The 24,766-nt window shown below is 74.9% G+C and carries 11 protein-coding genes and 1 pseudogene; 8 read left to right on the top strand and 4 right to left on the bottom strand.

Translation table 11 applies throughout. From position 1 onward, the window contains the following. Positions 1 to 126: 126 nt before the first annotated feature. Positions 127 to 978 (top strand): annotated as a pseudogene (locus FF36_RS37855) (DUF2127 domain-containing protein); the annotation flags it as partial. 175 nt (positions 979 to 1,153) lie between these two features. Here the strand turns inward: FF36_RS37855 and FF36_RS13335 are convergent. Next, a complete protein-coding gene (locus FF36_RS13335) occupies positions 1,154 to 1,696 on the bottom strand; it encodes a DUF2231 domain-containing protein (protein ID WP_173667357.1) in 543 nt (180 codons plus the stop codon). Positions 1,697 to 1,810: 114 nt separating this feature from the next. Between FF36_RS13335 and FF36_RS13330 the strand changes: the two genes are divergently transcribed. The 4 genes from FF36_RS13330 to aat all read left to right on the top strand — a co-directional run bounded on the left by FF36_RS13330 (position 1,811) and on the right by aat (position 10,061). Then, entirely contained in the window at positions 1,811 to 2,254 is a 444-nt protein-coding gene (locus FF36_RS13330; protein ID WP_044885368.1) for a BlaI/MecI/CopY family transcriptional regulator, read from the top strand. Between the two features lie 88 nt (positions 2,255 to 2,342). After that, positions 2,343 to 3,266, top strand: coding sequence for a M56 family metallopeptidase (locus FF36_RS13325; RefSeq protein WP_052681095.1), 924 nt, complete (start codon positions 2,343 to 2,345; stop codon positions 3,264 to 3,266). A 3,367-nt stretch (positions 3,267 to 6,633) separates the two neighbouring features. After that, complete coding sequence (locus FF36_RS13310; RefSeq protein WP_242422474.1) at positions 6,634 to 9,234, top strand: putative bifunctional diguanylate cyclase/phosphodiesterase; 2,601 nt, start codon at positions 6,634 to 6,636, stop codon at positions 9,232 to 9,234. Then, the gene (gene aat, locus FF36_RS13305) at positions 9,225 to 10,061 is read left to right on the top strand and encodes a leucyl/phenylalanyl-tRNA--protein transferase (RefSeq protein ID WP_044885366.1); all 837 of its coding nucleotides are present in this window, start codon (positions 9,225 to 9,227) and stop codon (positions 10,059 to 10,061) included. Before FF36_RS13310 ends, aat begins: the two co-directional genes overlap by 10 nt. 29 nt (positions 10,062 to 10,090) lie before the next feature. Here aat and FF36_RS13300 read toward each other — a convergent pair whose 3' ends face one another. Then, a complete protein-coding gene (locus FF36_RS13300) occupies positions 10,091 to 11,404 on the bottom strand; it encodes an aminotransferase class I/II-fold pyridoxal phosphate-dependent enzyme (protein WP_044885365.1) in 1,314 nt (437 codons plus the stop codon). A 650-nt stretch (positions 11,405 to 12,054) separates the two neighbouring features. On the opposite strand from FF36_RS13300, the gene FF36_RS13295 reads away from it, so the two are divergent. Then, positions 12,055 to 12,792, top strand: a complete 738-nt coding sequence (locus tag FF36_RS13295) for a class I SAM-dependent methyltransferase (RefSeq protein ID WP_044885402.1) — start codon at positions 12,055 to 12,057, stop codon at positions 12,790 to 12,792. Between the two features lie 190 nt (positions 12,793 to 12,982). On the opposite strand, the gene FF36_RS13290 is transcribed toward FF36_RS13295, so the two are convergent. Then, positions 12,983 to 16,579: a UvrD-helicase domain-containing protein gene (locus FF36_RS13290; protein WP_044885364.1), complete on the bottom strand. Its 3,597-nt coding sequence runs from the start codon at positions 16,577 to 16,579 to the stop codon at positions 12,983 to 12,985. A gap of 325 nt (positions 16,580 to 16,904) precedes the next feature. On the opposite strand from FF36_RS13290, the gene FF36_RS39970 reads away from it, so the two are divergent. Beyond that, the gene (locus FF36_RS39970) at positions 16,905 to 21,944 is read left to right on the top strand and encodes an AAA domain-containing protein (protein ID WP_044885363.1); all 5,040 of its coding nucleotides are present in this window, start codon (positions 16,905 to 16,907) and stop codon (positions 21,942 to 21,944) included. Between the two features lies 1 nt (position 21,945). Here the strand turns inward: FF36_RS39970 and FF36_RS13280 are convergent, their stop codons facing one another. Next, positions 21,946 to 23,469, bottom strand: coding sequence for an acetamidase/formamidase family protein (locus FF36_RS13280; protein WP_044885362.1), 1,524 nt, complete (start codon positions 23,467 to 23,469; stop codon positions 21,946 to 21,948). 322 nt (positions 23,470 to 23,791) lie between these two features. Between FF36_RS13280 and FF36_RS13275 the strand changes: the two genes are divergently transcribed. Further along, positions 23,792 to 24,760, top strand: coding sequence for a thiamine-phosphate kinase (locus FF36_RS13275; RefSeq protein WP_044885361.1), 969 nt, complete (start codon positions 23,792 to 23,794; stop codon positions 24,758 to 24,760). Positions 24,761 to 24,766 lie beyond the last annotated feature (6 nt).

The raw sequence follows: 24,766 nt of genomic DNA, 5'->3' as shown, positions 1-24,766 counted from the left end.
TGTCGGAATTGTGTCAGTGCCGGGTCCACGGCGCGAGTCCGATGCGAGACTGCGGCGACGTGCTGACCGGCCCACGTCCGGCAGGCGCGGACAGGCGGGCGCCGGTTCGCGTGGGTGAACGCGGNGATGAAGGAGCGGGCAGGGATGCGGGTGGACTGGGAGCTGCGGGCCTGCGCGCGCAAGGGCCACGTCACCTTTCGGCCTGACGAACCCGAGCTGGCCGCGCGGCTGACCGCCCGGACCGCCGTCGGGGTGAGCTGGCGATGCCTGCGCTGCGGGGACTTCGTCGTCGGTGAGCCGGTGCTCGGCGGGCCGGCGCAGGACGCGCCGGTGCTGCTGCGCGGGCGGGCCCTGCGGGACGCCACGGTGCTGCGACTGCTGGCCGCGGAGCGCCTGGTGCGGGCGCTGCTGATGGTTCTCGTCGGCTACGCCATCCTGCGCTTTCGCCAGTCCGAGGAGGCCGTGCAGCGGCTGTTCGACCGGGCGGTGCCCGCGGCGCGGCCGCTCGCCGACGTCCTGCATCTCGACCTGAACCACTCCCCGACGATCGAGCACCTGCACCACCTGCTCTACACCCGGCCGAAGACGCTGCTGCTGGTGGCGGTGCTGCTGTTCGGCTACGCGGCGGTACAGATCGTCGAGGCGGTCGGGCTGTGGCTGCTCAAGCGCTGGGGCGAGTACTTCGCGGTCGTGGCGACCTCGGCGTTCCTGCCGCTGGAGATCTACGAGCTCACCGAGCGCATCACGGTGCTGCGGATCGGCGCCCTCGTCCTCAACCTCGGTGCGGTGGCCTATCTGGTCGCCAGCAAGCGGCTGTTCGGGGTCCGCGGCGGGGTGAAGGCCTTCGAGGCGGAGCGGCACGCCGAGTCCCTGCTCGAGGTCGAACAGGCCGCCCGCGCCGAAGCCCACCCGGCCCCCGGCCGCGACAGCACCCACCCCGACGGCACCCACCACGACAGCACCCACCACGACAGCACCNACCACGACAGCACCGACCACGACAGCACCGACCACGACAGCATCAACCACGCCGGCAGGGAGATCCGGCGAGGGTAGCGCTGCTGACCTACTCGACGCGGCCCCGCGGCGGGGTCGTGCGCACCCTGGCGGGCGCCGAGGCACCCGCCGGCCTCGGCGCCTCCGCCCAGGACGTTCAGCCGTGTTCGCCCGGTCCAGGGTTCGGATTGAAGCTGTCGTGCCAGACGGCCTTCGCCCCGCTGTCACCGATCCGGTAGATCTGCACCACCGAGCCGACGGCGACCACCACGCTCAGAACCGCGAGCGCGATCACCACCACCAGCCCGCTGGGGCGCGCGGCGGCGTGCGTCCCGCCGCCGCCGGACCCGCCGTCGGTGGACCCACCGACCTCGGCCCGCCGGCCCCACCACCAGACCGCCGCCGCCAGGACGAACAGCCCGATCGCCCAGGGCAGCAGTCCGTCGCCGAGCTCGGTGTGCCGGCGGACCAACGGGTCCGATGGGACCCGCGCCTCGAGCCATTCCCCGGCGTGGGTCGTCAGCGGCACGCTCACCAACGCGACCAGGGCGACCGACGGCGTGAGCACGCCGAGCCGGCGCCGGGCGGCGGGCCAGACGGCCGACAGCACGACCAGCAGCGCGGCGAGCGGCACGAGCACGACGACGACGTGTACGAGCAGCGCATGCGCTGGCAGGCCATTGATCTGCGTTGGTCCCACCGTGACTCCCATCCGGGGCGGCGCCGCGCGGGGGCGACGCATCATCATCTATCTCTGTAGTACTACAGGGATAGTAATACTACCGGTGTCGTAAGACGCGGTTAGACTTCAGCCATGCGTGGCAAGGGGCCTGGGCGGCGGGTGGCCGGGGAGCTGGAGTCCGCCGTCCTCGCCGTGCTGTGGGAGGCCGACGGGCCGCTCACCCCGAGCCAGACCCAGGAGGCCCTGATCCGGGACGGTCACGAGCTCGCCTACACGAGCGTCGCGACGACGCTCGCCCGGCTGCACGGCAAGGGCATGCTGGAACGGACAGTCGCCGGCCGTGGTCACGCCTACACCCCCACGGCGGCCGCGGCCCGGCAGCTCGCTGACCGCATGCGCGGGCTGCTCGGGGACGGCCGGGGCCGGGCCGAGGTCCTCAGCCACTTCGTCGCCGGGCTCACGGCCGACGACGAGGCCACCCTCCTCGCGTTGCTTGCCGCCGCCGAGGACGACGAGCCTTCGACGGGCGGCGGCTCGGTACCCGTCGCGGGCGAGCTGCCGGGCTCACGGCCATGAGCCCGGCCTCCTGCGGGTCGGCGCGTGCCAGCCGGCCGTCCGCGCGACAGGACGGGCCGCTGGGCGACCGGTGGTACCGGTGAGGTACATGGTCTGGGTTCCCCTGGTCGTCAACATCGTGGTCGCGATGTGCGCACCGGCGCTCGCCCGCCGGCTGCCCTACCGGGTGAAGCCGGCGGCGCTGACCGCCGGTGCGGTGATCGCGGCGGCCGGCTGGGTGTGGTCCCTGACGTTGCTGGCGGTGAGCTTCGTCGATCGGATGCCGGCGCTCGCGCATCGGCTCGGTGCGACCGTCGGCGCACCGCCAGCCGAGCTCCCGCCGTCCTCGGCGGGCGCGGCGGCCGTTCTGGCCGTCGGAGCCACTGCCGGCATGTTGCTGGCCGCGGCCACGCGCATCGGCCGGGATCTGATCAGGGCGGAGCGGCTGGTCCGCCGGCTACCGCCCGGGCGGGTCCACGTCGTCCCGCTAGGCCAGCCCGACGCCTGCGCGATCGGTGGCGTCACCGGGGGGCGGGTCGTCATCACCGCAGGCATGATCGACTGCCTGGACAGCGCCGAGCAGGACGCCGTCCTGGCCCACGAGCATGCCCATCTCGCCGGGGGACATCACTGGCTACGGATGATCGTCGCCTGTTGCGCGGCGGTGGATCCGCTGCTCAGACGCCTGCCCGGTCTCGTCGAGAATGCCTGCGAGCGGTGGGCCGACGAGCACGCGGCCCGCGCGACGGGGCAGCGTCGCGTCCTCGCCCGGGCGCTCGGGAAGGTCTCGCTGGCGACGCTGCGCGAGGCCCAGCGCCACGGACCGGGCGCCGCGGGAGAACCCCGGTCGACGCCCACCACCTGCGGCTTCGACCACAGCGGCGTCGCCGAACGGATGACGGCGCTGCTCGACGGATCATCCGGCGCCACCCGGGTGCCCGCGACGGTCCTGCTGGCGACCAGCGCGCTCGCGGCCATCATGATCGGCTCGGCGGTACACGCCGGCACGGACTACCTCGCGTTGCTCCGCTAGCCGCCGTAAGCCGGTCGCCGGGCATCAGCGCGGGCCGTGGCGGGCGGCACGGGTCGGTTGGCCGCCCCCGGTTCCGGGCGCGGCCGACCACCACCGCCACCGCCACCGCCGGGCACCGTCTCCCGCAGCGTCCGGTAGACCTCGCCGAACTCACGGACCGCCCGCACGGAGCGGTACCCGCCGAGCCGGCGGGCCAGCATGCGCAACCGCTCGGCGGTGCGCGCGGAGTTCACCCGGGCGTCGAGCCGGGCGGCGCGCAGGGCCCGCTCGCAGGCCCGCTCGACGTCGCCCTGTTGCAGGTGGACCTCGGCGAACCACGTCTCGTACAGCGAGATCTCGCGGGCGCGCAACGGGTCGTAGCCGGTCAGGCCGTGCCGCAGCCGATCCTCGGCCCGATCGGGGCGGCGCAGCTCGGTCCAGCACCTGCCGGCCATCACGTCGATCTCGCGGGCGTCCAGCCAGTAGACCCATTCGGGGTCCGCGGCCGGATCGGTGCGGTCGTAGAGCCGCTCCACGACGGCGAGCGTCTGCTCGCAGGCCCGCCGTTCCCCGGCCCGGGCGTGCGCCCAGGCAAGCCTGTCGGCGAGCAACGCCCGGGTGGTCGCCGATGCCGAGCGCCCGACCCCGGCACAGGCGGTCTGCGCGAGCAGCACCCCCTGCCGGGGATCGGCGTGGTTGACCGTCTGGTAGGCCTGGGTGGAGATCAGGTTCGCGGCCAGCGCGGTGTCCCCGCCGGCGTGCGCGGCCCGGATCCCGCCGGTGAGGAAGCGCCCCGCCGCCCCGTGCCGCCCGGCGTCGGCGGCGATCCACCCGGCGAGCTGGCAGAGCTGGGCCACCGACGACAGCAGCCGGCGACCGACCGCAGCGTCGTAGATCGCCTCGCGCAGCATCGTCACGGTGCCGAGGAGTTCCCGTTCGACCAGACCGACGAGGTCGCGCCCACCGACGTAATCGTCCAGCCGGCGGAACTGCCCGACCCGTCCCTCCACCTTCTCCGCCAGGGCCGCGCCGACATGCCGCCCGGCGGCGAGCTCCACGACCTGGGGCGGTTCCAGCAGCAGCCACTCGTGGGCGAGGCGAACGGAGTCCCACTCGTCGGCCTGCGCCGGCTGGGTCGCTGCGGCGGCGGCGGGCGCGGGGACCGGGCGTGCTCGCGCCGGCCCGGCGCTGCGGGCCGCCGGCACCACGATCGGCGCGCCGGGCACCGTGACCCGACCTCCCGCCGCCGGCGACGGTGTGCCCGCCGCGGCGCCCGAGGCCGCGGGCCACGGTCGCGCGGACCCCGCACCCTGCACTGCGGCGGCCAGGTAGGCGGCCAGCAGCTCACTGCTGCGCCGCGTCCACGCCCCGGGGAGNCCCGCCGACCCTGACGGCCCGCCGCCAGTCGATCCCGGCGGTACCGAACCAGCCGATGCCGCCCGGCCTGATCCGGGACCTGGACCGGGACCTGACCCAGGACCTGACCCGGGCCGAGCCGACCCGGGCGGCTGCGAGCGGCGGCCCGCCAGGCCCACGAGCCCCGACCAGGCCGCGTCCATCTCCGCGTCCATCTCCGCGTCCGCGGCCACCGCCCGCGGCCCGGACCCGCCGGTGTGCCCACCGGCGACGGACTCCCCCGGCAGCGGTAGCCGGAACCCCAGCTCGGGCTCCGTGACGCCGAACAACTGGCAGTAGGAGCGCCGATAGGCGACCCCGGGAAAAACCTTGCCGAGTTCGTGGCGGCGAATCATTTCCGCGGTCGCCGCCGGCGGGGNGAATCCGCTTTTTTCCGGCAGCCCGCGCAGCCGCCCGGCGAGACCGTCCTGGGTCAGGCCGTGCGCCTCACGAAAGCGTCGGAGAATGTTCGGCATCCATCCCGGATGCCTATCGACCGACACATCGACTCCGTTCTCTCGCCACCGCCGCACCCCGAGATCAGGATAGTCAGTGGGATGAGACGAACGGGCAGAATTACCGGAACAGGAACCGGTGCATCCTCGATGTCCCTTTCCTGTCCGGTCGTGGGCCTGTCCGGTCGTGGGCCTGTCCGGTCGTGGGCCTGTCCGGTCGTGGGCCTGTCCGGTCGTGGGCCTGTCCGGTCGATTGCCTCCCCGATGCTCTGGTCAGGCCGCCCGGGGTGCGGTGAACTCGTGGTCACGCGGCCGCGGCCGGATGGACGGGAGGTCCCCGGCCGTGGGGCCGCACTCCGGGTGCCGGTCGGCAACGAGTTGCCCCCTCGAAGACCGGCACCCAGGCCGGTTCCGGGTGGGCGTCCACGGGCCACGCCGGCCCACCCGGAGCCGGCCGCTCGCCGCCGGCACCCGTCCCGCACACCGCCGGTGACCGCCTGCACGCCGAGTTCGGCCGGCCGGCCCAGGTCGTCGAGAATCCTTTCGACCCGCTCCCCGTTCGGTCCGACGTCGAAGGAACAGGTCGTGGTCTTCCGGATTTCGCGGTAATCCCGACCCTCGGCCTCGCAGTGCGTCCGCAGGATGTCGAGCTTTCGCGGCAGCTCCGGGCCGGGAAAGAGATTGCCAGCCTGGGCGTAACGGGCCACCAGCCGCAGCGTCTTCCGTTCGCCGCCGCCGCCGATCAGGATGGGCGGATGCGGCCGGGTCAGCACCTGCGGCGAGTTGAGCGGCCGGGCCAGCCGATAGTACCGACCGATGGTGCCGGCCGGAATAGGGGCTTTCGTCGTCGCTCCACCTCCGCAGGCAGATCTCGAGGGTCTCCGCGAGGCGTTCGAAGCGTTCGGCCAGTGGCGGGAACGGCGGGCCGCGGGCCGCGGCCCGCTGTCTCCGCCTCGGACCAGGCCGCCCCGATGCCGAGCCAGGCCCGACCGCCGGAGAGGGCGTCGAGCGTGTTGACGATCTTGACGAGGACCCCGGCCCTGTGGCGAGGTGAAGTCGTCGGTGACGATAGACCTCCCATCCGTACACGGAGAGTCGCTCGTAGAACGGTATCCCCGCCGTACACGCCCACCAGACCCAACATCACAACAGGCATCTCGCGACGGACTTCCACCCGTAATGCCAGGAAACCCGGATGTACGACAATCCAGGCATGTTCCGTCCGGTAGCCGCCAGGACGGCCGTCTGGTGCCCGGGTGGCGGGGCCTCCGGGGTGTCCGTACCCTTTTGCGCGAAGGTGGTGGCATCCCTCCGCCCACCCCACAGATGGTCACATACCGTGACCATCGATCGGAGTCCGGGGCGCAGCCCGGGGCGGCGGGGGCGGCCACGCGGCCCGGTCCGCGCCCGGCGGTCGGCTCGCCGGACGGCTCGCCGCGGCGGACGGTCGACCGGCTCACGCACGCCGACCGCGCCGGGCCGCAACCGGGGGCCCGGCTCGCGGGCCCGCACGCAGCATCCGGCGGGGGGATGACCGGTTGACCACATCGCCACCTCCCCCACGCAGGTTCCGCCTGATCCGGTTCGCCCAGCTACTGCTCATCCTCGCCACGCTCGCCCTGTCCGTCGCCTCGTTCGTGGACATGCCACGCTTCGGCCACGAGGCCCGGTCGCTGAGCTATGGCGTCGCCATCGGCTCCGGCCTGATCTGCGTGTCCCGGGCCGTCCTCGTCCGCGGCGAGCGCACCCCCTGGGCACTGCTCGGCGCCGGGCTCATCAGCTACGGCTGCGGGACGATCTACCACAACGTCGCCGTGGACGGGCGGGGCGACGACATCCAGCCCTCGCTGGCGGATCTCGCCTGGCTGCTGTTCTACCCGGCCTGCTACGTCGCCGTGATCCTGCTGCTGCGCCGGCGGCTGGTCCGGCTGCACCGCAGTGTCTGGCTGGACGCGTTCGTCGGGCTGCTCGGCGTGGCCGCGCTGACCAGCGGCATCGGGGTGGCGATGGCGCGGGCCAACCCCGAGCACAGCGCGTGGACGATGACCGTCAACGTCATCTACCCGCTGGCGGACCTGCTGCTGATCCTGCTCGTCGTCACCGTGTTCGGGCTGCTGGGCTGGCGCCCGGGGCGGGTGTGGTGGCTGCTGGGCGCCGGCCTGGTGAGCTTCGCCCTGGCCGACTCGCTGCTGCTCGTGATCGTCACCGCCGGGCACACGCCGTCGAACGGGGTGCTGTCCAGCCTGTGGCTGCTTTCGGTGCTCATGCCGGCGCTGGCGTCCTGGCTGCGCCCGCGCTGGCAGCCGCCGGCGAAGATGTCCGGGTGGGGCGTGATCGCCGTGCCGCTGGTCCTCGCGACGGTCGCGCTGGGCCTGCTGGTGCTCGGCGCCGCGATCGACCTGCCGGCGGTCACCGTGGCGCTCGCGGCGGCGACGGTGCTGTCCGCCCTGGCCCGCGCGGCCTTCACCTTCATCGAGGTCCAGCAGCTCGCGGAAAGCAGGGTGCTGGCCCGCACCGACGACCTCACCGGCCTGGCCAACCGCCGTGGCTTCATCGAGCGGCTGACCCGGGCCGAGCAACGCACCACCGGACCGGACACCTTCGCCCTGCTGCTGCTCGACCTCGACCGGTTCAAGGAGATCAACGACTCGCTCGGCCACCAGGTCGGGGACGCGCTGCTGACCCAGGTCGGCACCCGCATCTCCGACGCCCTGCGCCCGGGTGACCTGCACGCCCGCCTCGGCGGTGACGAGTTCGCGGTGCTGCTCGAACACGCCGACGCCGACGCCGCCCGCCGGGTCGCCGACCGGGTGCTGACCGTGCTCGCCGATCCCTTCGACGTCGGGGGCGTGACGCTGCACGTGGGCGCGAGCATCGGGGCGGCCGTCTACCCGGACCATGCGCAGGACGCGCACACCCTGCTGCAGCGCGCCGACGTGGCGATGTACGCGGCGAAGTCGGGCCGCACCGGCGTGGAGTCCTACCGGCCGGGCGCCGACGTGAACAGCCTCGTCCGACTGGACATGATCGAGTCGCTGCGGGCCGCCCTCGGCACCGGCCAGTTGGAGGTGCACTACCAGGTCAAGGTCGATCTCGGCTCCGGGCGGACGGAGTCCGTCGAGGCCCTCGTCCGCTGGCGGCACCCGACCAGGGGCCTGCTCGGCCCGGAGGAGTTCGTCCCGCTGGCCGAGCAGGCCGGGTTCATGCGGATGCTCACGATCGAGGTGCTGCACACCGCCCTCGACCAGTGCCGGCGCTGGCACGCCGCCGGCCTCGAGGTCGCCGTGGCCGTCAACCTGTCCGCCTCCGACCTGCTCGACCGGGGCTTCCCCGCGCAGGTCAGCGGGATGCTCGCCGGCTTCGGCCTGAGCCCCGCAGTGCTGGAGCTGGAGATCACCGAGACGACGCTCATGCTCGACCGGGTGCGGTCGGCCACCGTGCTCGGGGAGCTGCGGGCGCTGGGCATCGGCATCGCCGTCGACGACTACGGCACCGGCTACTCGTCGCTGGCGCGGCTGCTCGAACTGCCCGTGAACGTACTCAAGCTCGACAAGTCGTTCATCCAGCGGGTGGCGGACGACAGCCGGGCCGAGGCGATCGTGCGATCCACCGTGGGCCTGGCGCACGCCCTCGACCTGCGGATCGTCGTCGAGGGGGTGGAGACCGCGGCGGCGGTGCGGATGCTGCGCGAGGTCGGTTGCGACCTCGCGCAGGGCTACTTCCTCGGCGAACCCGGCCCGTCCGAGCTGGTTACCGAACAACTCCGGCGACAGGCGGCGCTGGCTGGCACGATCGACCTGGAGACGGCGACGCGGGAGATGGCGACGCGGGAGACGACGACGCAGGAGACGACGACGCAGGAGACGACGACGCAGGAGACGACGACGCAGGAGACGACGACGCAGGAGACGACGACGCAGGAGACGACGACGCAGGAGACGACGACGCAGGAGACGACGACGCGGGAGGCGGTCGGGCTTGCGACGCCCCGCGAGGCGGGCGCCCGGGAGGCGGCTCGCGACCCCGTGGCCGACCGCGGGGCTCGCCGCACCGGCGGCCGCGCCCCGACGAGGGAGGGTGGCGTGCGCAACACTCCGGTGGCCCCCGGATCGACGCCGGCGGGCAGCCCGTGGCGGTGACCGCGGCGCCCCGCGCGGTGGGTCCCACCGTGTGGGACGGCTTCTCGCTCCTGCGCAGCCCCGGCCGGGCACCGGTCGCGGTCGGGGGCACGCTGGACCCGGCGACACTGGTCGGCGCCTACCGGGCGGGGGCGTTCCCGTGGCCCACCGGGGACGAACCGGAGGGCGCCGAGGCCGACGAGCCGGCGCCGGCCGGCGCGGGTGGTCTGCGTGACCTGTTGCGGGCCGCCGTCGCGGCCCGCCGGGTGCGGCATCTGTCCCCCGACCGTCCCGGCGGTTACGACCTGCCCTGGTGGAGCCCCGACCCGCGGGCGGTGATCCCCACCGGCGGGGTGCGGGTGAACCGCTCGCTGCGCAAGCGGCTGCGCAACTGCGGGTGGACGACGACCGTCGACGAGGCCTTCGTCGAGGTGGTCCGGGGCTGCCAGCGCGACGGCACGTCGGGCTGGATCACCGACGAGCTGATCGACGGCTACGCCCGGCTGCACGCCCTGGGATGGGCTCACAGCCTGGAGGTCTGGGACGGCGACGACCTCGTCGGCGGCGTCTACGGGGTCGGGATCGGCGGCGTGTTCGCCGGCGAGTCGATGTTCCACGCCCGCACCGACGCCTCGAAGGTCGCCCTCGCCGACTTCGACGCGCGTTTCGCCGCCGCCGGAGGCGTGCTGATGGACGTCCAGATGACGACGGACCACCTCGTCGACCTCGGCGCGCTGGAGATCCCTCGGGCCGACTACCTCGCGGTGCTGGCGCGGGTGCGCGACGCCGACGTCCGGCTCGACCGCGACCGGCGGCCGGTCGCCCGCCTCGCGCCGCCCGCGGGCTGACCGGCCGCCAGTCGTCGGGTACCGGCGGCTCAGCCGGGATCGGGCGGGCCGCTCGCCGCCACCAGCGGGAAGCGGTCACCGGCCTCGCCGAGGACGGCGAGCAGGTGGTCGATCTCGTCGTCGGTGTTCGCGGCAGTGATCTGGATCCGCACCCCGACCTGGTCGCGAGGGACGACGGGGAAGGGCACCACCGACGCGAAGACCCCCCGCTCGTACAGGAAGCGGCCCAGCGGGTCGGCGTTGTCCGCATCCAGCAGCGGGATCTCGACGATCGGGAATCCGCTGGTGTTGAGCGTGCCCAGGCCCAGCCCGCGCAGCCCGTCGAGGAACCGGCTGGTCAGCCGGTGCAACCGGGCCCGCAGCGCCTCCCCGCGCCGCTCGTTGACCCGCAGGCCGACCAGGCCCGTCGCCAGCGACGCGACCGGCGACGGGCCGGAGAAGATGTACGGCCCGGCCGCGGACTTCAGGTACTCCTTCACCTCCGTCGGGCAGGCGACGAACGCGAGCAGCGACGAGTACGCCTTGGAGAACCCGCCGACGAGCACCAGGTTGTCGTAGCCGGCGCCGAGATGGCGCACGATGCCGTTGCCGCGGCTGCCGTACGGGCTCGACTCGTCGGGGCCGCGCTCCCCGACAACGCCGAAACCGTGCGCGTCGTCGACGTAGAGCAGCGCGTCGTGGGCACGCGCGAGCGGGAGGAGCTCGTCAAGCGGCGGCCCGTTGCCCGTCATGCTGTGCACCCCGTCGACGCAGATCACCCGGGGATGGGGGGCCGCGCGCAACAGCCGGTCCAGCCGGTCGAGCCGGTCCTCCCGGAACCGCGCGACGGTCCCGCCGCGGCTGGCGACCATCGCGGCCCCGTCGTGGGCGGTCTGGTGGGCGTGGAGCTCGACGAACAGCGCGCCCCGGCCGACCAGCGCCGGCAGCACCGAATGTTGGATATGGGTGATGGTCGGCAGCAGCAGCGCGTCCTCGGCGCCGAGCAGCTCCGCGAGCATGCGCTCGATGTCGTCGTAGGGGCGCGGGCTGGCAATCAACCGTGACCAGCTCGGATGCGTACCCCACAGGTCCAGGTACGCCGGAACCGCCTCGATGATCTCCCGATCGAGATCTAGCCCCAGATAGTTACAGGAGGCGAAATCGGTGAGCCAGTGGTCACCGATCCGTATCCGGCGGCCGTCGATCTCGTCGACCGTCGCGTCGTAAAAGGGAGCCTGCCGGCGCATGCGGTCGAGTTCCGTGCGGATACCCAGCGGCCGGTCGAGGACGTGCCGCCAGGCCGGCGAGAATGCACTCGGCGCAGGTGGCAGGGGTCGGCCCAGGGTTTCAAAGGTCTGGGACATCCGGCCCGCTACCTGGCCGGTCGAGGGCTCGGGGGGATCACGCGACCTGGCCTGATGATCGCGGATAGCACAGAATGTCGCGGGGATCCGAGTTTTCGGAAATTCATCGGATCCGACTTGGTGGTCGGGCGCGCCACTACCATCACCCATCCTTGGGTTCACCGGGAACGCACGTCGCCGGGTCAGGGAACGAGGAGAAACCAACGGAAAAAAGGAACGTGGGGCAGGTAAACGATAAACCTCCCGACCCGTCGATTCCACACATCGCGCGCGAGCTGGGCAAACGCATAGCGAGATCCTCCGTCCACCGCACCCGACGCCCGCGCGGCGATACACCGGGGACGGCGCATCCCGCCTCGCCCGACCGAGCCAACCCCGCAGGAGGGCTTGCGCCCGCTCCCGCCGACCCCACCGGAGATGCCCTCCCACTCCCCGCCAGGCCCCACCGGGGATGCCCTCCCGCCCCTGCACAGGCCCGCCGGACCCCGACCCGCGAGGCATCGACCGACCCTCGCCCGGGGCCGGCTGCCCCCCGCGGCCGGAGTGTTATCGTCCCCGCCATGTCTGACACGGCGGCATCCGCGGCGACTTCCGCCGAGCCCACGACGGCGACAGCGGGGCCCTCCGACCCGGACGGCGAGGCGCCCCTCGTGCGCACGCTGCCGTACTCCGGCTGGGGCCTTAGCCGGTCGAAGACCCTCTTCCTCGCCCACCGCAAGGAGCCCGTCGACCCGGCGGGGTTCTACTCGCTGATCGCCGCGGACTCCGTCCGCCAGCTCATGCGGTACACCTCGCTGACCGGCCAGCTCGTGCTGGACGTCGGCGGCGGTCCGGGCTACTTCCGTTCGGCGTTCCTCGACGCCGGCGCCCGCTACGTCTGGGTCGAGCCGGACGTCTCGGAGATGGAGGCCGGGGGCATCGAGGTCCCCGGCCGAGTCCGGGGCAGCGCGCTGGACCTGCCGTTCCTGTCCGGCAGCGTCGACCTGTGCTACACGTCCAACGTCCTGGAGCACGTCCCCGACCCGTGGCGGATGTGCTCGGAACTGGTCCGGGTCACCCGCCCCGGCGGGCTGATCTTCCTCAGCTACACCAACTGGCTGTCGCCCTGGGGCGGCCATGAGACGGCGCCATGGCACTACCTCGGTGGTGACCGGGCAGCGGCCCGCTTCGAGCGCCGCAAGGGGCAGGCGCCGAAGAACATCTACGGCCGGACACTGTTCCCGGTGTCGGTCGCCGACACGCTGTCCTGGGCACGCCGCCGCGCCGACGTCGAGATCCTCGACGCGATGCCGCGTTACCTGCCGGACTGGGCGAAGGTGATCCTGAAGGTGCCCGGGGCCCGCGAGATCGTCACCTGGAACCTCGCGATGGTGCTACGCAAGCGCTGAGACCGTCGCGAGCGGCCCCAGCGCAGCGGTCCCCTGGCCCCGCTCGCGGTGGCGGCGACCCCGCCCCCGAGACGAGGCGGTGTGCCGGGCAGCGGCGCCACCTGTCTCCTCCACAGGGATAAATCGGACGCCAAGCCCGGTGGAAGAACCATGAAGGCGTTCGCCCACGCATCCCCTCGGGGACGTGCGGTCAGACGAGCCTGAGCTGCTGGCCCGCCGACGGCCGGCGGGCCCGCCGACGCGCGCCCGCGGCCTCGCCCGTCGACAGCAGGGCCGGGCCGATGTCGGCGAGGAACGGCGAGGGCCGGGTCTCCGCGTCCGTGCCGGCGCGGCGGCGCGCCGCGGAGGTCAGGATCAGCTGGTGGCGCGCCCGGGTGACGCCGACGAAGAACAGCCGCCGCTCCTCGGCCTCGGCAAGCAGCGCCGCCGCGGCCGGGTCGACCTCCCCGCCCGGGTCGACCTCCCCGCCCGGCGTCGCCTCGCCGGTGGCCGCGCAGGCGCGGCCGGCGGGGCCGAAGCGCATCGGCAGCAGCCCGTCCTCACAGCCGACGATGAAGACCAGACCGAACTCCAGGCCCTTGCTCGCATGCAGGGTGAGCAGGCTGACGCGGTCCGCCCGCGGGTCGAGCCCGTCGACCTCGCTGGCCATCGTGACCGACGTGAGGAAGCCGTCCAGGTCGGTCCCGGCGGCGGCCGCGGCGGGCGAGAGCAGCTCCACGGCCAGCCGCAGCTCGGCCTCGGTGGGCACCCGTCCGCCGGGGAAGCCCACGAACCCCGCCGGCAGCGACGCGCCCAGTTCGGTGCCGAGCGCGGCCGCCAGGTCGACCGCCTGCGCCGCCGCGTCACGCAGCAGCCCCGACACCGCCCGCACACCCACCGCACCGGCCGCACCGGCCGCACCGGCCGCCCTCGCCGCACCGGTCACCCTCGCCGCACCGGCCGCCCTCGCCGCACCCACCGCACCGGCTGCTCCGGTCGCACCGGCCGGGCGCAACAGGGCCAGCAGGGCGGCGACGGCCGGGGCGTCGGCCAGCGGCAGATGCGAACGGCGTTGGAAGGGGAATCCCCGCTTCGCCAGCGCCTCCATGATCGGTTCCGCCTGGCGGGCGGTCCGGTAGAGCACCGCGATGTCCGCGAACGACAGGGCCGCCTCCACCGACCCGTCCACCCCGGAGTCGAGTGCGTGGAAGGAGGTCCCGCCGAGTGCGGCGTCGATGGTGTCGACGACCGCGATGGCCTCCTCGGCCTCGCTGCGGTAGCGCCGCAGCAGCACCGGGCCGTCCCCCTCGGCGCCCCGCACCGCGGTCAGCGCCCGGCCCGGTACCAGGCTCGCCGGGGCGATCACGTCGAGGGCCGCCCGCACGATCGTGCGCGTCGACCGGTAGCCGCGGGTGAGCGCGACCGTGCCCGCGCCCGGGTAGTCCTGCTCGAACCGCAGGAAGAAGCCGACATCGGCGCCGCGGAAGCTGTAGATCGCCTGGTCCGGGTCGCCGATCACGCACAGGTTCGCCGCCGGCGGGCACAGCAGTCCCAGCAGTCGGTACTGGAGCTCGTCGGTGTCCTGGTACTCGTCGACCCAGACATGGCGCCAGCGGTCGCGGTAGTGCTCGACCAGCTCCGGTGCCGAGCGCAACAGGGTCAGCGGCAGCGCGATCAGGTCGTCGAGGTCGACCATGTCCCGTTCCCGCAGTTCGGCGTCGTAGCGGGCAAGGACGCCGACCAGGTCATGGTCGCGCTGGGCCTGGCCGAGCGCCCGCAGCCGCTTGAGCTCGGCGATCCCGGCCGACACCCGGCGCCGGACGCGGGAGTCGCCCTCGCCGTGCAGCGCGGCGTCGAGCAGCTCCGCCCGCACGGCGTCGTCGGCGACCTGGACCTGCGCCCCGCGCGCCAGCCGCTCGTGCTGCTCGCGGACGATCGTCAGCCCCAGGCCGTGGAACGTCGTCGCGAGCACCCGGCGGGCCCGTTCGCCCAGCATGGCGTCGAGCCGCTCGGCGAGCTCCCCCGCCGCCCGCCGGGTGAACGTCACCGCCAGGCACTGCTCGGCGGGCACGTCGCGCTCGGCGACCCGGTGGGCGATCGCGTGCACCAGCGTGCGGGTCTTGCCGGTTCCGGGGCCGGCGAGGACGAGCAAGGGGCCGGCCGGATGCGCCGCCGCCCGCCGCTGGTCCGGGTCCAGCCCGTCGAGCACGGACGGTTCCGCACCCGCTCCCCATTCCGCCGACTCGGCCACACCCACCGGCTCGACCGGACCCGCCGGTTCCGCGGAACCGACCGACGTGACCGCAGGCGCCCCCGCGGCGACGGCACGGTCAGCCGGCGATCCCTCCCCCACCGCGGCGAGCGCCTCGTCGAGCGTCGGGCCGCCGTCGGCGACATCCGTGCCGCCCGCCGCAGCCGCCTCGACGGCAAGTGCGCTGTGCCGGCCCCGCTGGCCGCGTCCCGCCTGCCGCGAGATCCGGCCGCCGCGCCCGGCCGCGTCCGGCTCGGCGGGGGCGCTCGGGGCGAAGTCGAACAGGGTGCCGCCGTCGCCGGCGAGCTCCCGCGACTCGAACAGCCGGATGACGCCGTACTCGCCGTCGAAGCCGGCCTGGCGGATCACCTCGCCGCGCCGCAGCCGGGAGATCGCCTCGACCAGTTCGGCCGAGCCCACCTCGGCGATCGCCGACACCGGGACGTCGCCGAGGATGCCGAGCTCCGGGCCGAGCCGGGACACCAGCGAGGTGACCTGGCCCGCGACCGCCTTGCTCTTCGGCCCCACCCCAAGGATCTCCCCGACGACCTCCGGCAGCGGCACCAGCGAGGTGACCGCGGCGGCTGTCGCGGGACGCACGCCGGCCCCGCGATCGGACAGCGCCTCCACCCGGTTGAGCACGCCCACGGTCAGCAGTCCGCCGCAGGTCGGGCAGCGCCCGCCGACCTCGCGGGTCTGCTCCGGGGTCAGGCACACCCCGCACTTGCGGTGCCCGTCGAGGTGGTACTTGCCCTCCTCGGGAAAGAACTCGACCGTCCCGGCGAACCCGTCCCCGCCGCGCAGCGCCGCCTCGATGGCGAAGTAGTCCAGCTCGCAGGTGAAGGCCGTCGCCTCGCGGCCGAGCATGGGCGGCGAGTGGGCGTCGGAGTTGCTCACCAGGCGGTAGCGGTCGAGGCCGGAGATCCGCCAGAACATCTCCGGGTCGGCGGACAGCCCCGTCTCCAGGGCGAAGATCTCGTCGGCGAGGTCGACGTAGCAGTCCTCGACGGCGTCGAAGCCGGACTTGGAACCCAGGACGGCGAACCACGGCGTCCACACGTGCGCTGGCACGAGGTAGCAGCCCGGCCCGCCGGCCAGGGTGATCTCCAGCAGGTCGCGGGAGTCCAGGCCGAGGATGGGCCGCCCGTCCGCGGCCAGGTTGCCGATGCGGGCGAGCGCCGCGGTGATGGCTCCGGCGGCTTCCCGGGTCGGCGCGTAGAGCAGGTGATGGACCTTGCGGGTCCGATCGCCCCGCTTGTAGATCGTGGAGATCTCGCTGGAGATCATGAAACGGGTCACTGTCCGACAGGAGGCCGGCAGCGTGCGCAGCACCTCCCGTTCCAGATCCGGCCGCAGCCGGAACAGGCCGGGCTCGGCCGGCACGAGTTTCTCGGCGAGCTCCTGCGACCACGCGGGGTGGGTGAAGTCTCCGGTGCCGACGACGGCGATGCCCTTGCGCGCCGCCCACCAGGCCAGGTGCTCCAGGTCGCAGTCGCGGCTGCAGGCCCGGGAGTAGCGGGAGTGGATGTGCAAATCAGCATAGAACCGTGACCTCACGGATGCGTATGTTGTCGCATCCGCGCGCGGCGACCGGCGGCGGCACGCCGAAGGTGCGGCCCCGAGCGTCGACCGGCCAACGGCAGGCATACGCCGAGGCCACGGCCGATCCATGGCCGCCAGCCGCCGGCAGGTCGCGGGGTGGCCGGCGTGGACGTGCCACCCGGCCCGCCGCCCGCCGGGGACAACCGTCATTATTCGTCGTGGCGGAGCCCTGATCGCGGCGGCGCGGAGGGGTACGGGAACGGGAGGGACGGCGGATGGCACCCTATGGGCGGCGCCTCCTGCCCGCCGCCGGCGCGGGGCAAGCGCGGCGGGTGATCCGGTGACGGCGCGCTACGCCGACGCCGAGCAGCGGGCGGCGCTGGCCGACCGCTGCCATCGGCTGGTGCGCTTCCTGCACGAGGTCGCGCTGGCCCGCTCCACGCGGGTGCGGACCGTCGAGGAGCACCCGCTCACCGTCTGGCTCGCCGACATCCCGGCCGGCGTCGCCCTGTCGGAACACGCCGGCGCCGGCGAGGTCCTGCTGACCGCCCCCGCCGCCGCCGCGCTGCCCCCGCCCCCACCGCTCCCGCCGCTCCTCGCCGGTCGGATCCGCCTGCCCGACGCGGCCCTGGCCGACCCCGACCGCCCCCCGGTGTGGCCGAGCGCGGGCGCAAACGCCGACGCTGCGGCCGGTTCCGACCCGGCGGGCCCGGAGGACGACCGGCTGGAGGCCGCCTACCGCGACTGGCTGCCCGGCTGGCGGATCTGGGCGACGCGCGCGCGCGCCGACGCCGAGCGCCGCGCCCTGCACAACACGCTGCACGCCGTCGCCGCCCGGGTGGCCCAGGAGGGCGACGCGCTGGAGCTGGTGCTGGCCACCGGCCTGCTTACCTGGACGCCACCCGGCGGCCCGCTCATCCGCGAGCACCTGCTGTCCACCCGGGTGAGCTGCGAGATCGACCCGGTCAGCTCGGACATCCGGGTGCGGGTGCCGGCGGGTGGCGCCACCCGACTGGGCGATGGCCCGCTGCTCGACGGCCTTCCCGGTTTCCGCCGGGAACGGACCAACCACCTGCACGAACGCCTGCACAACCGGCCGCCGGTCCCGCTCGGCGCGGACGACCCGCGGCTGCTGCGGGACTGGTTGACCCTGGCCCTGGACGTGCCGGTGGACGGCTTCGAGCCGCAGGACGCGCCGCCACCACCACCGGACGGCACGACCCGCCCCCGCGTGACCTTCGCCCCCGCGCTCGTGCTGCGCGTGCGTGACCAGGCCTCGCTGCTGACCTACTACGAGCGGATGCTGGCGGCGTTGCGCGGCGACGGGCCGCCGCCGCTGGGCCTGGTCCAGCTCGTCGCGACCCTGGACGCCGACGACCGGCTCGCCTGGCTCGACGCCGAGGGCGCGACAAGCGGCGCCGAACTCGGCGCCGACCCGCTGCTGCCGCTGCCGGCCAGCCCCGAGCAGGCCCGGGTGCTCGAACGGCTGCGCCACGACAACGGCGTCGTCGTCGAGGGTCCGCCAGGCACCGGCAAGACCCACACGATCGCGAACCTGATCTCCGCTCTGCTCGCCGAGGGTCAACGGGTCCTCGTCACCAGTCAGAAGGCGCAGGCCCTGCGGGTGCTGCGGGAGAAGCTTCCGCCCGAGCTGCAGCGGCTGTGCGTGTCGCTCACCGACGTCGAGGAGGCGTCCGGCCCCGCTGGCGTCTCCGCGGTGGACGTCGGCGCGATGGACGTCGGCGCGATGGACGTCGGCGCGATGGACGGGGTGGGCTCGCCCGAACTCGCCGCGAGCGTCAGCGCGTTGGCCGCGGAGAAGGCGGTCTACCATCCCGAGGCGCTCGACCGCCGGATCGAGCAGGCCGCGCGGCGGCGGGCCGAGGCGCTGCGTGCCCGGGCCGAGCTCGCCGAGCGGGCCCGCGGCGCGCGGGCCGCCGAGCTCGCCGTGCATCCGGACAGCGAGGTCGGCGCCGCGGGATGGGGGGGAACCCGGGCCAGCATCGCCGCCCGGGTTCGCGACGGTGGCGGGACTTACGGCTGGTTGCCGCTGCCCGTGCCGCCCGCGCGGACCGGCGACGAGCAGCCCGCGCCGCTGACGGACGCCGAGGCGGTGGAGCTGTACGCCCTGCTGCGCGCCGCCGACGACGACCCGGCCTCGGACGTCCCGATCGGTGCGGTACCGCCGGTCCTGGCCGCGGCGCGCTTCGCCGCACTGGTGACCGCGGACCGCGCGGCCCGGCAGGCGGCCGAGGCGGCCCGGGCCGGGGTCACCGCCACCGCCCGCGCCCTCCTGGACGAGATCGCCACGGCCGGCCCCGGACCGTCGCCGACCGACCCACTGCGGGCCGCAGTGACCGCGCTTGTCCGCGCCCTCGACGACCTGGCCGCGCACGGCGCCCGCGGACCGGACCGGGACTGGATCCCCGCCGCCCTCGACGATGCCCTCGCCGGGCGAGACCGCCTGCTCTGGGCCAAGGTGAGCGCCGCCGCGCCGCTCATCGCGCAGGCGGCCCGCCACGTCGACGACCTCGGCCTGCACGCCGTGGTGCTGCCCTTCACCGACGCCGCCCCCACGGATCCGGCCCGCGCCGCGGACGACGGCGACGGCGACGGCGACGGCGACGGCGAGCCCAGCAGCGGCGAACCCGGCAGCGCCGAGCGGGGCAGCGCCGAGCTCGATCCCGCCGCCCTGCTCCCTCGCGCCGAGGCGCTGCGGGCCCATCTGAACGGCGGCGCCGAGCTCCGGCGTCGCTTCAAGCCGAAGGTCCAGCGGGAGGCCGACGCGCTGCTGCGCCAGGTGACCGTCGACGGGGTCGCGCCGACAACCCCGGAACTGCTCGACGTCGTGCTGACCCGCCTGCGGGCGGAGCTCGCCGTCGAGGCGGCCGGTCGCGGCTGGACCCTGGTGGGCCGCCCGCCGCGGCCCGATGATCCGCTCGAGGTCCGACTGTCCCGACTGGTCGAGGGGCAGCAGGCCGTCGAGGGAATCGACGCCGTCGTGGCCGCGCGGGACCGGGTCGTGGCCCTCGCCGCCACGGCGGCGCCCGGGCAGCCGGTCACGATCGACTCCGCCGCGGACGCGCGGGATCTGGCCGCGGCGATGGCCGCGCTCGCAACGATGGCGGCCGCGGCCGAGGCCGACCGGGCGCTGGCCGACCTCGCCGACGAGTACGACCGGCTCGCCGCCGCCCCGGACGCCCCCACCGCGCTGGCCGCCGAGCTCGGCGCCGTGGCCGCCGCCACCCGGACCCGCGACGCCGACGCCTACGCCACCGCCCGCGCCGAGCTCGACGCCGCGGTGACCCGGGGGCAGGCCGCCGCCCGGCGCGCCGCGCTGCTCCGCCGGCTGCGGGCGGCCCATCCCGCGTTGGCGGATCTCCTGACCGCCGCCACGATCGACGGATCCGCCCGACCCGACGGCGGCCCGGGCGGCGCGCGAGGGCGCGAGGACGGCGGTGATGATCCGTGGCCGGCCCGGCTGGCGTCGTTCTCGGCCGCCTGGGCCTGGGCCGTCGCGGCAAGCTGGCTGGCCCGAGCCGCCCGTCCCGACGTCCCTGCCGGCTCCCCGGGTTCCGTAGGCGCTCCCGGCGGCGAGCCCCGCGGCGACGGCGTTCCCGACGGTGCGACCACGGCGTCGCCCGTCGACCTGGACGCCCAGCTCGACGCGGCCGAGGATGTCCTCGCCGCGGCCACCGCGGAGCTGGCCGGGGCGAAGGCCTGGAAGCACTGCCTGGAACGGATGGGCGCCGAGCAGTCAGCCGCGCTGCGCGCCTACGCCGACACCGTCGCCGCCGGCGGCACGCTGGCCGGTCGGCACGCCGAGCGCTACCGGCAGGCCGCCCGGGAGGCGATGGAGATCGCCCAGACGGCGGTGCCGGCCTGGGTGATGCCGATCCGGGAGGTGCTGTCGACCATCCCCGCGGTCCGCGACAGCTTCGACGTCGTCATCGTCGACGAGGGCAGCCAGGCCGGGCTCGACAGCCTGTTCCTGCTGTGGCTGGCGCCCCGCGTGATCGTCGTCGGCGACGACCGCCAGTGCACCCCGCCGGTCGACCCGGCGCAGGAGCTCGACCCGGTCCTCGACCGGCTCGACGCCCTGCTGCCGGACGTGCCGGCCTGGCTGCGCGTCGGTTTCACCCCGCGGTCCAGCCTGTTCAGCCTGCTGCGGACCCGCTTCGGCGAGGTGATCCGGCTACGGGAGCACTTCCGCTGCATGCCCGAGATCATCGAGTGGTCGTCGGCGATGTTCTACCGGGACGCGCCGCTGCTGCCGCTGCGCCAGTTCGGCGCGGACCGGCTGACGCCGCTGGTCGCGCGGTTCGTCCCGCACGGGTTCACCACTGCCACCCCGGCGGGACCGCGCAACCCGGCCGAGGCCGAGGCGCTCGTCGCGCAGGTCCTGGCCTGCGCCGAGGACCCGCGTTACACCGGGCTCAGCTTCGGGGTCGTGGTCACCCAGGGCACCGCGCAGGCCACGCTGATCCGCGACCAGCTCGCCGAGCGGATGTCGGCCGCCGAGCACCTGCGCCGCCGGTTGCGGGTGGGCACGCCGGCCGACTTCCAGGGCGACGAACGCGACGTCGTGTTCCTGTCGCTGGTCGTCGCGCCGGGCGACCAGCCGGTCCCGCTGACCCGCCTGGAGTACCAGCGACGGTTCAACGTCGCGGCCTCCCGGGCACGCGACCAGGTCTGGCTGTTCCACTCGGTGTCGCCGGCCGACCTCGACCACCAGGATCTGCGCCACAGCTACCTCAGCTATGTGCTGTCGGCGGCGCGCCCGGTCGCGCCGCTGCCCGGCCTGGCGCCGCCGCTCGCCGAGGTGGCCACGGACCGCCCCCATCCGGCCTTCGGTTCGCTGTTCGAGCAGCGGGTGTTCCGCCACCTCGCCGGCCGCGGCTATCTCGTCACGCCCCAGGTGGAGGTCAACGGCCGGCGGGTCGACCTGGTCGTGGCGGGCGGGCGGGCCCGGCTCGCGGTCGAGTGCGACGGCGACGTCGGCCCCGGGCCGGCGGAGATCGCCCGCGAGTTCGACCGTGAACGGGAGCTGCGCCGGGCGGGGTGGCGGTTCTGGCGGGTCCGCCAGTCCGACTTCGAGCTCGACCCCGAGGCGGCGCTGGCCTCGCTGTGGCCGCGGCTGGCCGCCGCCGGGATCGCCCCGGCCCCGGTCGAGCGGGCCGGCCGCGACGATGAAGGAACGCCGGGCGGCCCGGCCGCCGCCCGCGGACCGGTCCGCGCCGGCGCGGACGAACTGCTGCACCGTTGGCGCCCGATCGCGCTCTCGGAGCTGGAGGGCCTCGACGACGCGCCGGCGCCGACCGAGCGGCGCGATCCGGCGGGTGCCCGGCGCTCTCCGGGTACCGGCGCCTCGACCGACTGACTCATCGGCCCGGCGGTCGGCCCCGCCGGTCGGCCGGCCCCGGGCGCGTCGTCCCGGCCCGGGGGGATCGGGGCGCACCTGCCTGCTGCGGCTCGACCCCGCCGGGCTCGCCGGCAGGCCGCTCGCCGCCTACCGGTTGCGCAGACCCGTCCGCCACGCCGACCGGCTCGGGGGCGCGCTCGGAGCCGTCGCCGCCCACGTCCCCCTCGCCGCCCACGTCCGCCACGCCGCCCACGTCCCCCTCGCCGCCCACGTCCCCCTCGCCGGCAACGTCCCCCTCGCCGGCAACGTCCTGCACGCCGCCCACGTCCCCCTCGCCGGCAACGTCCTGCACGCCGGCAGCCTCCTCCACGCCGGCGGCGCCGACGATGCGGGCGAACGGCGGCCGGTGCAACCGGGGCTTCGCCGCCGTCGGCTCCGTGAAGTCCGCCCGGTGGATGCGGCAGAACGCGGTCTGGGCCCCGGGCCCGATCCGGCACACCCCGATGTCCGCCGCCGCCGACAGGTAGGCCAGTGCCTCCGCGCGTTCGAGCCCGACCCGGCTCTGCAGGAACAGCACCGCCGAACGGGTCGCGCGGCGGATCGCCTCGGTCAGGTCGGCGTCGAGACCCACGGTGACCCACACGGTGTCGGTCTCGACGAACGGCTCACGCAGCGCGCCCAGGGCGGCGCGGGCGGCCGCCTCCCGCAGCGCCGTCAGGCGCAGCGTCGCGCGCAGCGGGCCCTCCAGGGCCGTCGCGCCGATCTTCCCGTCCCCGACGGCGTAATGCGGGTCGCCGACGGCGAACAGCGCGCCGGCGACCTGGACGGGCAGGTAGAGCCGGGCGCCGGTGCCGAGATCGCGGCAGTCCAGAGCGCCGCCGTGCAGGCCGACCGAGGTGGAGGGAATGACCTCGGTGGTACTGTCCACCGCGACCGCCATGACGCCCAGGAACGGAGCCAGCGGGAAGCGGGCTCGTCCGCCGCTCGTGCTCGTCAGCGAGCCGAAGAGGCGACCGCGGCGGCGTTCGACGGCGCAGAAGGTGGTGACGGTGCGAAAGCGCTGCCAGTGCCGCGCGTCGGCGTCCGGCTCGGGCGGGCTGCCCTCCGGAAACTCCCCGGCGAGCAGGCCGGCGCCATGGCGGGAGGAGATGATCCCGTACCGGGCCCGCGGGTGCAGCGACAGGACGTCGACGCGCAGCACGTCACCGGGCTGGGCACCACGGATGAGCACCGGCCCGGTCACGATGTGCGGGGCGTCCACGCCGAACCGGTGCGGCAGGCCGGAGGCGGCGATGGCCCGGGCGTCGGCGAGGACCTCCGATGCCGGCACGCCGAGGTCGGCGAGGAAGGCGTCGGGGTCACGGCCCTGGTCGCCGAGGATCCCCTCCGGGCTGACCGTGTCGAAGGTGACCGCGGCGCCGGAGTCGACGCTGAGCACGGGCCTGGTCAGTGCGTTGGGCAGCTCGCCCCATGTGACGGTCTCGGGGGTGGAGGGCAGATAGTGCTTTCCCTCGATCTTGCCCCGGCCTGGCTGCAGCGCCACAGGCGGGCCTACCAGGCCCGATGCCGGCCGGGCGGGCTCCCGCCGTGACGAGCCTGGACGCGCGGGCGACCGGCCCCCGGAGTCCCGGTGGGCCGGACGCGACATGCAGAAGGACAGGGCTGGTCATGCACGCGCGTCAGATTTTCAGTGGCACATGACGAAAAGGTGACGTGGATGTTGCGATCACGGTCATTCCGTCGGGAGGGGGTGCTGGGCCGGTGAGTGGGAGGTCCAGGGGCGTGCGGAGGCGGTCGGGCAGGCGGCACCGGCGCTTCGGTGCCACCCTCCGCGGCGCCCGGTCGTTGCGCGGCGCCGGCGCGCCGTGACCGCGACGCTGCGGGATCTCGGCGAGTTCGAGCTGATCCGCGCGATCACCGCCCGTTTCGCCCGCGGCCGGGACGTCCTCGTCGGCCCGGGCGACGACGCCGCGGTGCTGGCCGCGCCGGACGCCCGGGTGGTCGTCACCACCGACCTGCTGCTGGAGGGCCGCCACTTCCGGCGGGACTGGTCGTCGGGCCTGGACGTCGGGCACAAGGCCGCGGCGCAGAACCTCGCGGACGTGGCGGCGATGGGCGCCCGACCGACCGGGCTGTTCGTCGGCTTCGCCGCGCCCGGTGATCTCACCGTCGACTGGGCCCTGGCGCTGGCCGACGGGCTCGCCGCCGAGTGCGCCCGGGCCGGGGCCACCGTCGCCGGCGGCGACATCAGCTCCGCCGACTCCATCATGCTGGGGGTGACCGCTCTCGGTGATCTCGAGGGCCGGGCGCCGGTGCTGCGCTCGGGGGCCCGACCGGGCGACGTGGTCGTGCTCGCCGGCTCCCTCGGGCGGGCCGAGGCGGGCCTGGCCCTGCTCACCGCGGGCCTGGGCCAGGGCGCGGACGCCGGCTGGGCGGGGCTGGTCACGGCGCACCGGCGGCCCCGGCCGCCCTACCCGCTCGGCCCGGCGCTCGCCGCGGCGGGCGCGCACGCGATGTGCGACGTCTCGGACGGCCTGGTCCAGGACCTCGGCCACATCGCCGCCGCCTCGGGGATGCGAATCGATCTCGACCTGGCCGGCCTGACCGCCCTGGCCGGCGGTGCTCCGCTGCGCTCGGCCGCCGCCGAGCTGGGGGCGGACCCGCTGGACTGGGTGCTCACCGGCGGCGAGGACCACGCGCTCGTCGCCTGCCTGCCTCCGTCCGCGGCCATCCCCGGGGGCTGTGAACGGATCGGGCTGGTGCTGCCCGGAACGGGCGTGACCCTGGCCGGGCAGCCGACCGCCGGCCGAGGAGGATGGAATCACTTCAGGTGACCGAGG

This window comes from Frankia torreyi (assembly GCF_000948395.1).
GTDB lineage: Bacteria > Actinomycetota > Actinomycetes > Frankiales > Frankiaceae > Frankia > Frankia torreyi.
Note: the sequence above shows the minus strand (reverse complement) of the source record. Positions and strands in the feature narration are given on the sequence as shown.